Here is a 12,929-nt window from a genome sequence, read left to right on the forward strand (position 1 = left end):
CACTACGCACATGTGGAGGCGAGCACACCTGTTGCCGAGGGCTTCACCGACCCGTCCGACGACGTTCACCGGACCTCGGCGCGCCCCACAGGCGAGTCCCCCGCCAGGCTCGATAGCGTGTTCCGGTGAGCCCGCACACGAGTCCCGGCCGGATCGGCCGCATCCCCGTCCTCGAGGTCGCTCCTGTCGTCGAGGGTGGCCGCTGGCCTGCGAAGGCGGTGGTCGGTGAGGTCGTGCCCGTCGAGGCCACGGTCTTCCGCGAGGGGCACGACGCCGTGGCCGCGACGGCCGTGCTCGTCGCCCCGGACGGGACGGACCACTCGTGGGCGCCCATGACCGACGTCGCGCCGGGGCTCGACCACTTCCGCGGCGAGCTGCAGCCCGACGCCGAGGGCGACTGGTCCTTCCGCGTCGAGGCGTGGTCGGACCCGTACGGCACGTGGACGCACGACGCCGGGATCAAGATCGCCGCGGGCATCGACACGGAGCTCATGCTCGCCGAGGGGGTGCTCCTCTTCGAGAAGATCTGCCGCCGGGTGCCGGGCGACCCGCTGGTCGCGGCGGGCCGCACGGCGCGCGACGCACGGGTGCTGACGGCGGCCGCCAAGGCGTTGGCCGACGCCCGCCGTCCGGCGCTGGCGCGGTTCGCGGCGGCGACGTCGCCCGAGGTGGTGGAGGCCCTGCGCCGCGCGCCGCTGCGCGAGCTGGTCTCGGCGTCGGACACGTACCCGCTCCGGGTCTCGCGCAAGCTGGCGCTGGCGGGGTCCTGGTACGAGATGTTCCCGCGGTCCGAGGGTGCCTACCGGAAGAAGGACGGCACGTGGGTCTCGGGCACGTTCGCGACGGCGGCGAAGCGCCTGCCGGGCATCGCGGCGATGGGGTTCGACGTCGTCTACCTGACGCCGGTCTCCCCCATCGGCACCACGTTCCGCAAGGGCCGCAACAACACCCTGGAGGCGGCGCCCGGCGACCCGGGCAGCCCGTACGCCATCGGGTCGGCGGACGGCGGGCACGACGCGATCCACCCGGACCTGGGCACGGAGGCGGACTTCCGGGCCTTCGTCGCCGCCGCACGGGCAGAGGGGCTGGAGGTCGCGCTCGACATCGCCCTGCAGTGCTCGCCGGACCACCCCTGGGTCACCGAGCACCCGGAGTGGTTCGTGGTGCGCGCGGACGGGTCGATCGCGTACGCGGAGAACCCGCCCAAGAAGTACCAGGACATCTACCCGCTCAGCTTCGACACCGACCCGGACGGCCTGTACGCGGCGGTGCTCGGCGTGATCCGCACGTGGATCGACCGGGGCGTGACCCTGTTCCGCGTCGACAACCCGCACACCAAGCCGCTCGACTTCTGGGAGTGGCTGCTGGCACAGGTGCACGCGACCGACCCCGAGGTCATCTTCCTGTCGGAGGCGTTCACCAAGCCGGCGATGATGCAGACGCTGGCCCGGATCGGCTTCCACCAGTCGTACACCTACTTCACCTGGCGCAACACCAAGGAGGAGGTCGAGGAGTACCTGGCCGAGGTGAGCGGTCCGCAGGGCTCGGTGCTCCGCCCGTCGTTCTGGCCCACGACCCACGACATCCTCCCGCCCTACCTCATCGAGGGCGGCGTCTCGGCGTTCGCGGTGCGCGCGGTGCTGGCCGCCACGGGCTCGCCCACGTGGGGCATCTACTCCGGCTACGAGCTGGTGGAGAACGTGCCCCGCCCCGGCGTCGAGGAGCAGATCGACAACGAGAAGTACGAGTACCGGCCGCGCGACTGGGCGCGGGCGGACGACTACGGGATCGCCCTGCTGCTGGGCGAGCTGAACGCGATCCGCCGCGCGCACCCGGCCCTGCAGCAGCTGCGCAACCTGACCGTGCACCCCACGACGAACGACCAGGTGGTCGCGTACTCGCGCCGGATCGGCGCCGATCACGCGTCGCGCGCGACAGCGACGCCACCGGGCCGCACCATGAGAGCAGGGGGTAACGATCGGCGTGCCCCGCGGCACGACGACGTGATCGTGGTCGTGCTGAACCTGGACCCCCGGAACGTGCAGGAGTCTGTAGTGCACCTGGATCTCTCCGCCCTCGGCCTCAGTGCCCCCGACGGCGACGACAACGCCCCGTTCTACGTGGCACACGACCTGCTGTCCGGCGAGACCTACGGCTGGGGAGCGCATCCCTGGGTGCGGCTCGACCCGCAGGTCCGGGTGGCGCACGTCCTCCAGGTGGGGCCGGCATGACGACGTTCGGGCCGGGAGGCCCCGCCGTCGGGCCGCCGGAGGGATACCCCGCACAGCCCACGCCGCCGCCGGCGGCGCAGCCGGCCGCGGCCCGGCCGCCCGTGTCCGTGCCCAACCCGCCGTCGGTCCCGGTGCCCGTCCAGGCCCTGCCGCCGCGTCGGCAGCCGCGCCTGGACGCCCGGCGCAAGGGCCTCGTCGCCGACCCCGAGTGGTACAAGAAGGCGGTCTTCTACGAGGTCATGATCCGGTCGTTCTCCGACTCGGGCGACAACGGGTCGGGCGACCTGCGGGGCCTCGTGGAGCGGCTCGACTACCTGGAGTGGCTCGGCGTCGACTGCCTCTGGCTGCCGCCGTTCTTCCCGTCGCCGCTGCGCGACGGCGGGTACGACGTGGCCGACTTCACCGCCGTCTCGCCGCAGTTCGGCACGATCTCGGACTTCAGCGACCTGGTCACCGCCGCGCACGAGCGCGGCATCCGGGTCGTGATCGACCTGGTCATGAACCACACGAGCGACGCCCACCCGTGGTTCCAGGCGTCCCGCGCCGACCCGGACGGCCCGTACGGTGACTTCTACGTGTGGAGCGACGACGCCTCGCAGTACCAGGACGCCCGGATCATCTTCGTGGACACGGAGACCTCGAACTGGACGTTCGACCCGGTGCGGCGGCAGTACTTCTGGCACCGGTTCTTCAGCCACCAGCCCGACCTCAACTTCGAGAACCCGCGCGTCGTGGAGGCCATGCTCGACGTCGCCCGGTTCTGGCTCCAGCTCGGCGTGGACGGGTTCCGCCTCGACGCCGTGCCGTACCTGTTCGAGGCCGAGGGCACCAACTGCGAGAACCTGCCGGAGACGCACGGGTTCCTGCGCAAGGTGCGCCGCATGCTGGACACCGAGTTCCCGGGCCGCATCATGCTGGCCGAGGCGAACCAGTGGCCGGCGGACGTCGTCGAGTACTTCGGCACGGAGGACGACCCCGAGTGCCACATGTGCTTCCACTTCCCGGTGATGCCCCGCATCTTCTACGCGATCCGCGACCAGCGGGCCCGCCAGCTCCTGGAGATCCTCGCGGACACCCCCGCGATCCCCGCGAACGGGCAGTGGAGCACGTTCCTGCGCAACCACGACGAGCTCACCCTGGAGATGGTCTCGACGGAGGAGCGCGCCAGCATGTACGGCTGGTACGCCCCCGACCCGCGGATGCGGGCCAACGTGGGCATCCGGCGGCGGCTCGCGCCGCTGCTGGACAACGCCCGCAAGGAGATCGAGCTGGCCAACGCGCTGCTGCTGTCGATGCCCGGCACCCCGTGCCTCTACTACGGCGACGAGATCGGCATGGGCGACAACATCTGGCTGCCCGACCGCGACGCGGTGCGCACGCCGATGCAGTGGACGCCGGACCGCAACGCGGGCTTCTCCACGGCCGACCCGGGCAAGCTGTACCTGCCGCTCGTGCAGTCGCTGGTGCACCACTACCAGCACACCAACGTCGAGGCGCAGCTCGCGCAGCCGACGTCGCTGCTGCACTGGATGCACAACATGCTGGCGTTCCGGCGCCTGCACCCCACGTTCGGGACGGGCGACTTCACCGCGCTCGACTGCAACGACGAGTCGGTCATCGCGTTCACCCGGTCGTCGGCCGAGGAGACGCTGCTGATCGCCGCGAACCTGTCGGCCACGGCGCGCTCGTCCACGATCAAGCTGCCCGGGTACGCGGGCTGGACGCTGACGGACGTGTTCGGCGGCGCCGCGTTCCCGAGCGTCGGCGACGACGGCATCCTGACGATGACATGGGGCGCACGCGACTTCTACTGGCTGGTGCTGGCCCCGCCCGCACCGGCCGGGCCGAACGGCGCCACGGAGACGAGCGAACCCGTCGGGCAGGCGCGAGAGGGGTGAGCCCGGCGCGTCCTGTCCACGTCTCCCCCGGAGCCGCGCACCTCCCGCCCGAGGTGCTGCGGCTCCTGGACACGTGGCTGCCCGCACAGCGCTGGTACCCGGTGCCCGCCGAGGGCGTGACGCACGAGCCGTGGCTCACGATCACGTTCGGCGGCGTGGCCGACGTCGTCGTCGCGCTCCTGCGGCTGGCCGGCCCGGGCCTGGCGGCGGGCGACGAGTCGCTGGTGATCCAGGTCCCGCTGGTGCTGACCCCGACGGCGGAGCCGGAGGCCGACACCGCCGACACCGAGGCGGCCGGCCTCATCGGCACCGTCACCACGGCGTCAGGCACCGCGACCGTGCACGACGGCGGGGTCCACCCCGCGGCCTGGCACGCCTACTTCACCGCCGCCCTGCCCGCCGCGTGCGAGCCGGAGGACTGCGCCGAGCTCCGCGACGCGCGGCGCATCTCCGGGGAGCAGTCGAACACGTCGGTGGTGCTCCCGGCCCTGCCGCACGCGACCGGGCGCGGCGGGATGCTCAAGATCCTGCGGACGGTCGCCCTCGGGCCGCACCCCGACGTCGTGATCCCGGAGGCCCTGACCCGGGCCGGCTGGGACGGCGTGCCCCGGTTCCTCGGCGCGGTGGAGCTGCCCGCGCCGGGCGCCGGCTCGCCCGGCGACTCCCGCAGCGGCGACGCCGGGCCCGTGGCACACCTCGCGGTGCTGTCCGAGCTCGTGCACGAGGCGACCGACGGGTTCGAGCTGGCGTGCGCGTACGCGGCCCGGGACGAGGACTTCGGGGAGCGGGCCGCCGAGCTGGGCGCCGTCGTCGCGCACCTGCACGCCGCCCTGCGCGAGGCCCTGGGCCCCGGACCGGCGCTCGAACCCGCCGGGTTCATGGGCGTGCTGCGCCGCCGGGCCGCCGAGGCCTTCGCCGACGTCCCCGTCCTGGCCCCGCATCGCGCGGGCGTCACCGCCCTGTACGACGCGCTGAGCGCGCGGCTGTCGGCGGTCGTCGAGCGCGCCGACGTCGTGCCGCTGCAGCCGATCCACGGCGACCTGCACCTCGGGCAGGCGCTCTGGTCGCCGGACGGCTGGAAGGTCCTCGACTTCGAGGGCGAGCCGCAGCGTCCCGTGTCCGAGCGCACGGCGCCCGACCTGCCGCTGCGCGACGTCGCCGGGCTGCTCCGGTCGCTGGACTACGCCGCCGCCGTCGGGCAGGCCATGGACCCGCACTGGGTCTCGCACGCGCAGGTGAGCTTCCTCGAGGGGTACCGGCAGGCCAGCGGCGAGGCGCACGGCGAGACCGTGCGCCCGGTCGACGGAGCGACATCGACGGGCAGCCCGCTCGACGTCGGCACCGCCGAGCTCCTGCTGCGTTCCCTGACCGTGGACAAGGCGCTGTACGAGGTGGTCTACGAGTTCCGGCACCGCCCCGCGTGGACCCATATCCCGCTCGCCGCCGTGGACCGCGTGCTCGGCTCGTGACCTGGGCATCGGTACGCGCCGGGTACGTGTCGCACGTCACGCGCCCGACGTGGAAAGGTGAACCCATGGCTGACCTGCCCGACGTCGACCTCGAGGTCCTGACCGCTGTCGCGTCCGGAACCCACCACGACCCGCACACCGTGCTCGGCCCGCACCTGCTGGACGGGCCCTGGACCGTGGTGCGCGCCCTGCGCCCGCTCGCCGACGAGGTGGTCGTCGTCACGGCGAGCACCGAGGTGTCCGCCACGCACCAGGGTGCTGGCGTGTGGGCCGCCGTCGTCCCGGCCACCGAGGAGGAGGACGGCTCCCGGCACGCGCCCGACTACCGGATCCGCACCCGGTCCGGCACGGACACCTGGTCCTCCGACGACCCGTACCGGTTCCTGCCCACTCTGGGCGAGGTGGACCTGCACCTGATCGGCGAGGGACGGCACGAGCAGCTCTGGCAGGTGCTCGGCGCCAACGTCCACCGGTACCCGAGCGCGGCCGGCGACATCGCCGGGGTCGCCTTCGCCGTGTGGGCGCCGAACGCACGCGGCGTACGACTCGTCGGCGACCACAACGGCTGGGGCGGCACGCACCCCATGCGGTCGCTCGGCGCCACGGGCGTCTGGGAGCTGTTCGTCCCCGACGTCGGCCCGGGTCTGCGGTACAAGTTCGAGATCCTGGGGGCCGACGGCGTCTGGCGCGCCAAGGCCGACCCCCTCGCCAAGGCGACGGAGCAGCCGCCCGCCACCGCGAGCGTGGTCACCACCTCGACGTACGAGTGGCAGGACGACGCGTGGCTCGCCGCCCGGTCGTCGTCCGACCCGCACTCCGCGCCGCTGAGCGTGTACGAGGTGCACCTGGGCTCGTGGCGGCCCGGCCTCGGCTACCGCGAGCTCGCGGAGCAGCTCACCGGCTACGTCGTGGAGCAGGGCTTCACGCACGTGGAGCTGCTGCCCGTCGCGGAGCACCCGTACGGCGGTTCGTGGGGCTACCAGGTCACGAGCTACTACGCGCCGACGTCGCGGTTCGGCTCGCCCGACGACTTCCGGTACCTCGTGGACCGGCTGCACCAGGCCGGCGTCGGCATCGTCCTGGACTGGGTGCCCGCGCACTTCCCGCGCGACGAGTTCGCCCTGGCCCGGTTCGACGGGACGCCCCTGTACGAGCACCCCGACCCGCGGCGCGGCGAGCAGCAGGACTGGGGCACGCTGATCTTCGACTTCGGCCGCCGCGAGGTGCGCAACTTCCTGGTCGCGAACGCCACGTACTGGTTCGAGGAGTTCCACGTCGACGCGCTGCGCGTGGACGCCGTCGCCTCGATGCTCTATCTCGACTACTCGCGCAAGGAGGGCGAGTGGACGCCCAACGTGCACGGCGGGCGGGAGAACCTGGAGGCCATCGCGTTCCTCCAGGAGGCGAACGCGACCGCGTACCGGCGCACGCCCGGCGTGATGATGATCGCCGAGGAGTCCACGGCGTTCCCCCAGGTCACGGGCCCGACGTCGAGCGGCGGGCTGGGTTTCGGCCTGAAGTGGAACATGGGCTGGATGAACGACACCCTGCGCTACCTCGCGGAGGACCCGTACAACCGGCGCTACCACCACGGCGAGCTGACGTTCTCGCTGGTGTACGCGTTCACGGAGCAGTTCGTGCTGCCGATCAGCCACGACGAGGTGGTGCACGGCAAGGGGTCGCTGCTGCGCAAGATGCCCGGTGACCGGTGGCAGCAGCTCGCCGGCGTCCGCTCGTTCCTGGCCTACCAGTGGAGCCACCCCGGCAAGCAGCTGCTGTTCATGGGGTGCGAGTTCGCGCAGGACACGGAGTGGGCCGAGTCCGAGGGGCTGCGCTGGGACCTGCTCGGCGACGCCGGGCACTCCGGCGTGCAGCATCTCGTCCGGGACCTGAACACGCTCTACCGCGCGACGCCGGCGCTGTGGGAGCTCGACTTCGATCCGGCGGGCTTCGAGTGGCTCGAGTCGGACGACGCCGACCACAACGTGCTCGCCTACGTGCGCCGGTCGCGCTCCGGGGACCCGGTGGTCGTGGTCGTGAACTTCGCGGGGGTGCCCCACGAGGGGTACCGCCTGCCGCTGCCGGAGGTACCGGCACCGCGGGTCGAGCCTGGATCGCGGGTCGAGCCTGTCGAGACCCTGCCGCCCGCCGAACCGGTGGAGACGTCGATGCGCGTCGCGCCGGCCGACGCCGCGACCCTGGCCACGCCGGTGCCCGCGGGCGGGCCGGTGTGGCGCGAGGTGCTCAACACGGACGCCACGGTCTACGGCGGCTCGGGCGTCGGCAACATGGGCAGCGTCCAGGCCGAGCCGGTCCCCCACCACGGCCGCGCCTGGTCGGCGACCATGCGAATTCCCCCGCTGGGCGCCCTCATCCTGATCCCGGAGTAACCCGATTCCCTTTGGGGCCCGGCTTTCTTCGCTTTGAAGAGACTCAAAGCGAAGAAAGCCGGGCCTCAAAGGCGATCAGCGAGACGCGCGGAACCGTCCGACCGACGGCACGCCCCGTCAGTACAGGCTGATCGCCAGGCGCTTGCGGGCCTTGCTCACCCGCGGGTCCGCGGTGCCGGCCACCTCGAAGAGCTCCAGCAGCCGCACCCGGATCTTCTCCTTGCCGTCGGCGTCCGCCTCGGGCAGCAGGTCGAGCAGGCGCGCGAACCCGTCGTCCACCTTGCCGCCCAGCATGTCCATGTCCGCCACGGCGAGCGCGGCGTCGACGTCTGACGGCGCCGCCGCGGCAGCCTGCCGCACGGCGGCGAGGTCGGAGCTGTAGGTGCGCTGCATGAGGTGCACCTGGGCGAGGCCGGCCGTGGCGTCCGCGTCCTTCGGGTCCTGTCGCAGCGCCTTCTCGTAGGCGGCCGCGGCACTCTCCAGGTCGTCGCGCTCGATCGCGTCGTACGCCTCCTGGTGCAGCGGCGGCAGCGGCGGCTCCACCTCCGGCGCCGGCTCGTCCGTCGCGGGGGCGCCGCCCGGGGCCCGGCCCGTGACGCCGTTCTGCTCGGCGGCGGCGAGCACCTGGTCGAGCACGCCGCGGATCTGCTGCTCGTCCGCCGCGCCCTGGAACAGGGGCAGGGGCTGGCCCTGCAGCACGGCGACGACGGTCGGCACGCCCTGGACCTGGAACGCGGCGGCGACCTGCGGCGAGGCCTGCGCGTCGACGCGGCCCAACAGGAACCGGCCGCCGTACTCCTGGGCGAGGCGGCCCATCGTGGCACCGAGCTCGGCGTTCGCCTGGTCCGTCGGGATCCAGAGCAGGATCACCACCGGGTACGTGGCCGAGTCGCGGACCAGCTGCTCGAAGTTCGCCTCGCTGACGTCCACGACGAAACCGCTGGCTTCGGGTGCGCCACCGGGTTCTCCGGGCGGCGGCGCCTGGGGACGGTTGAGGGCGGACAGGTCGACGGCGCCGCGCACCGCGAACTCGGGCTGCGCGCTCCGGGCGGGGCCGGGCTGAGGGGAGGTACTGCTCATGGGGGCAATCCTAATGAACCACGCGATCGATACCCGTCGACTCCGCTCTCGGCGATCACGTGCCTACTTGTTCGACACCGCGTAGGGCACCCGGTGGAAGCCCAGCAGGCTCACCTGCTCCGCCGAGTCGGCCGGCGGTACGTACAGCGCGACCATGTCGCGGTAGGCGACCTTCATCACCTCGGTGCCCGTGGCGCCGCCCCACAGCGCCTTGGCCGACGGCGTGCTCGGCGAGAGCTGCCATCCCTTGTCCGCCGTCAGGGTCTCCTGGCTCAGCAGCGCAGCCAGCACCACGGCGCCGCCGTCGGACGTGCGGACCGCCTTGACCGGGTCCTTCGTCGCCTCGTACGCGACCTTGAAGGTGCCCTTGGCCTCCTTGTCCGCCTTCTTGATCTCCGCGAGCTGGCCGTCGCCGGTCTTGCGCAGGGTCGTCCGCAGCTTGTCGTCCGCGGCGTCGCCGAAGTTCGCGGCGTACTTCGACTTCTCGTCGACGTTCAGGACCGACACGTACTGCGTGACGGCGTCCTGCGGCGTCACCTTGAGGCTCGAGTCGTCGGCCGGCACGGCCGGGCTGCCCAGCGCGGCCTCCGCGAACTGCGGCATCGTCACCCCGGGTACCAGGTAGACGAAGCCCCACATCTTGTACTGGTCGCGAGGTGCGGGCTGCTCGAACGCCGCGAGCATCGGCGTGCCCTTGACCGGCTGCTCCGTGATGACGAAGCTGCTGCGCGGCCAGCCCTGGTCGGACGGCAGGATGAGCTGCCGCGTCTCGATCGACATGCCGCTCAGGCCCTCGCCGTCACGGGCCGCGGCGATCCGCAGCTCGGCCCGGCGCAGCTCGAGCGCGGGGCCGGTCAGCCGCTCGGCCAGCGCCTCCGCGCCGTCGGCGCCCTGCGCGCCGTCGACGACCCCCGTCACCTGGTCCAGGATCTTGCGCTCCTGGGTCTCGGTGACGACCGCGGCCACGACCGGGGCGTCGGCGACCGGGACGGGGAGCTCTGCGGTGCACCCCGCGAGCAGGAACGACGTGATCGCGAGCGCCGCGGGCGGGACGAGCCCGGAACGCGGAAAGGGTGGCCTCCGTGAGTTCACGGAGGCCACCCTAACCAGGGCTGACGCGCTGGTCAGCGAAAGATCAGCCGTTCGAGACCGACCACGGCACATGCTCGTACCCGACCAGGCTGACCTGGTCCTCCGAGTCCTTGGGCGGCACGTACATCGCCACCATGTCCTTGTAGTTGACCTCGACCACGTTGGTCACGTCGGCATCGCCCCACAGGGCCTGGGTCGTCTTGGTCGGCGGGCCGATCTCGCAGCCCTCCTCCTTGGCGGTGATGGTCTCCTTGCTGATCATCGCCGCCATCACGAGGGCGCCGCCGTCCGCCGTCCGGACCGACTTGACCGGGTCCTTGGTGGGCTCGTACGCGACCTCGAAGGCTCCCTTGCAGTCCTCCTTGTTGATCGCGTCGACCTGCAGCTTGCCGTAGTCCCGGAAGAACTGGCGCAGGTCGTCGTCGGCGAAGTTGCCGGCGTACTTCGAGTCCTTGTCCACCGTGAGCACGGACGCGTACTGCTCCACGGCGGACTGGGGCGTCATCTTCAGGCTCTCGTCGTTCGCCGGGACCGCGGCGCTGCCGAGGTCGGCCTCCGCGAACTGCGGCATCGTGACGCCCGGCAGCAGGCGGACCCAGCCCCACATCTTGTACTGCTCGCGCGCGCTGGACTGGTTGAAGGCCATCAGCACGGGCGTGGTGAGGTCCTTGGGCTGGACCGTGATGGCGAAGCTGGTGCGCGGCCACTCCTGGTCGGAGGGCAGGATCACCTGCTGCATCTCCATCGCCAGGTCCGTCAGCGGTTCCTTGTCCTTGCGGGCGGCGGCGACCTTGAGCTGGGTCTCGCGGATCGCGAGGGCCGGCCCGGACAGGCGCGCGGCGAGCGAGTCGGCGTCGCTGGACTTGGTCACGCCCTCGACCACGCCGGAGACCTTGTCCAGGATCTTGCGCTCCTGCGACTGCGAGACCACGGCCGCCGCGACAGGCGCCTCCGGCTTGGGGACGGGGAGCTCCTCGGCGCAGCCGGCCAGCAGGCCCGTGGCGAGCAGGGTCGCCACCACGGCCATGGAGCGGGTCGTGGTGCGTCTCATCGATTACCTCCGTCGTCGTTCCCCGTGACGCCCCAGGTCTGGCGCCACGCAGCGGCACGGCTGCTCGGGGTCTCCTGCTCGGGTTCGGGTTCGGGCTGCGGCTCGGCGGCCGGGACGGCCGGCATGGCGCCGGTCGCGGCCCGGCGCTGCGCCTGCTCGCGCATGCGCATCTCGCGCCGGGTCATCGGCTTGCCCGACGCCGCGGGGGCGGCCTCGGCGGGAGCCGGTGCCACGGGCCGCGCGGGAGCGGGCTGCGTGTGCTCGGGGACGGCGCCGCCGAACTGCGCGGGCGCGGGCTGCGCGGGCGCGGCGGGTGCGGGCGCGCCCGGACCCTGGCTGCGCCGGCTCCGCCGCATGCCGCGGATGGAGGCCGCGGGGGCGGCGACCGGCGCGGGAGCCGGCTCGGGCTCCGGTGCCGGGACGATCGGGGCGGCACCGCCGAAGGGGGCGGGCGCCCCCCATGCCTGCGTGCGGTCCTCGTGGGGCTCGGGCGTGCCCGGCTCGGGCCGGCCCTGCCCGGGTCCGCCCGGTCGCGGCGTGCCCGGTCGCGGCGTGCCCGGCTCGGGACGCGCGCGGCCCGGACGCTCCGGGGCCGCCGGCGGGAAGACCGCCGTGCCGCCGTCGGGCGCCGGGCCGGGCGCTCCGCCCGGTGCGGGCGGGAATCCGCCGCGGGTCTCCTCGGGGTGCTGCTCCGGCTCGGCGCCGTCCACCCCGAAGACCGCTTCACGACGCGGCAGCTCCGAGGACGACTGGCGCGTGCGGACCGCGGACGTCGATCCGCCCTTGCCGTTGCGCTTCTTGCGCCGGGAGCCGAGGAGCATGAAGACGCCGAGGATCAGGACGAAGCCACCGCCCAGCACGCCGGGCCACAGGTACGGCGTGTTGACGGGGCGCGGCCAGGTGAGCTCGAGCGTGGGCGCCTCGGCGCCCTTGCCGACGCCCGCGGCCAGCAGCACGACGCGGCCGGGCTGCTCGGTCCAGCGCAGCTGAACGGTGGTCTCGCCGCTCACCTCGGAGATCCACATGTCGGACCCGGCGGGGTCCGGACCGGTGGTCGGCTTCTCCGCCGGGGTCTCCTCCGCGTCCTCGTCGTCCGTGGCGGCGGGGGTGCCGGGCGCGACGCTGAGCGTCTCCCACGAGGACAGGCCGGTGACCGAGTCGTAGGGGTCGCTGCCGACCCAGCCGAGCACGTCGACGTCGGACCCGAGCGCGAGCGTGACCTTCTGTCCCTCGGGGACAGTGGCCCGCACGGTCACCTGGTCGTCGACGAGGCCGAGGACTCCGGGCTCCGTCACGACCATGGTTCCGTCACCGCTGGGGGTCGCGGTCGCGACAACAGTGTCGGAATCGCGCAGGACGGTTGCCGTCGCGATCCCGAAACCGATCCCGCCGAGGCCGGCCAGGATCAGGAGAATCGCCAAAAAGCGTTGCACCACCGATTCCCTTCGAATTTAGGGCGCGAGCCCGTCGATCAGGTGGATGTTCCAGCATAGGGACCCAACTCAGAGCACTGTCCAATGACGGGTGTGCTTGTGAGGTTCGGCCGGGACTCTCACTCTTCCTTCACCGAGGTCTGCCTGAACCGCCACGGTGGTCGAGGGGCCCCGGACCAGCGGGCAGTATTCCACGCATTGCGTAGATTGCATCCCGCTGCGGAGTATCCACATCCGCAGAAGGCACGTATTCTGGGCGCCGGACGGGCCGATAACCGGCGTCCC

At 72.7% G+C, this 12,929-nt stretch carries 8 protein-coding genes; 4 read left to right on the forward strand and 4 right to left on the reverse strand.

Annotated features, from left to right (window positions below; translation table 11 throughout):
- Positions 1–125 precede the first annotated feature (125 nt).
- The 4 genes from ACZ7LE_RS25845 (at position 126) to glgB (ending at position 7,988) form a co-directional block, all read left to right on the forward strand.
- Complete coding sequence (locus tag ACZ7LE_RS25845) at positions 126–2,231, forward strand: alpha-1,4-glucan--maltose-1-phosphate maltosyltransferase (RefSeq protein WP_470406087.1); 2,106 nt, start codon at positions 126–128, stop codon at positions 2,229–2,231.
- Complete coding sequence (treS, locus tag ACZ7LE_RS25850) at positions 2,228–4,129, forward strand: maltose alpha-D-glucosyltransferase (protein WP_470406088.1); 1,902 nt, start codon at positions 2,228–2,230, stop codon at positions 4,127–4,129. The genes ACZ7LE_RS25845 and treS overlap by 4 nt, the downstream gene beginning before the upstream one ends.
- On the forward strand, positions 4,126–5,598 hold the full coding sequence (locus tag ACZ7LE_RS25855; protein ID WP_470406089.1) for a maltokinase N-terminal cap-like domain-containing protein: 1,473 nt from the start codon (positions 4,126–4,128) through the stop codon (positions 5,596–5,598). The genes treS and ACZ7LE_RS25855 overlap by 4 nt, the downstream gene beginning before the upstream one ends.
- A gap of 65 nt (positions 5,599–5,663) precedes the next feature.
- Positions 5,664–7,988, forward strand: a complete 2,325-nt coding sequence (gene glgB, locus ACZ7LE_RS25860; protein WP_470406090.1) for a 1,4-alpha-glucan branching protein GlgB — start codon at positions 5,664–5,666, stop codon at positions 7,986–7,988.
- 117 nt (positions 7,989–8,105) lie between these two features.
- Here glgB and ACZ7LE_RS25865 read toward each other — a convergent pair whose 3' ends face one another.
- The 4 genes from ACZ7LE_RS25865 to ACZ7LE_RS25880 form a co-directional block, all read right to left on the reverse strand.
- Entirely contained in the window at positions 8,106–9,068 is a 963-nt protein-coding gene (locus ACZ7LE_RS25865; protein ID WP_470406091.1) for a tetratricopeptide repeat protein, read from the reverse strand.
- A gap of 63 nt (positions 9,069–9,131) precedes the next feature.
- Positions 9,132–10,160, reverse strand: a complete 1,029-nt coding sequence (locus ACZ7LE_RS25870; RefSeq protein ID WP_470406092.1) for a DUF8094 domain-containing protein — start codon at positions 10,158–10,160, stop codon at positions 9,132–9,134.
- Positions 10,161–10,203: 43 nt separating this feature from the next.
- A complete protein-coding gene (locus ACZ7LE_RS25875; RefSeq protein WP_285108383.1) occupies positions 10,204–11,211 on the reverse strand; it encodes a DUF8094 domain-containing protein in 1,008 nt (335 codons plus the stop codon).
- Positions 11,208–12,506 (reverse strand): hypothetical protein, encoded by a 1,299-nt coding sequence (locus ACZ7LE_RS25880; protein ID WP_470406093.1) that lies wholly within the window; start codon positions 12,504–12,506, stop codon positions 11,208–11,210. Before ACZ7LE_RS25880 ends, ACZ7LE_RS25875 begins: the two co-directional genes overlap by 4 nt.
- Positions 12,507–12,929 lie beyond the last annotated feature (423 nt).

The sequence above is a fragment of the Promicromonospora sp. NPDC110617 genome (assembly GCF_055598465.1).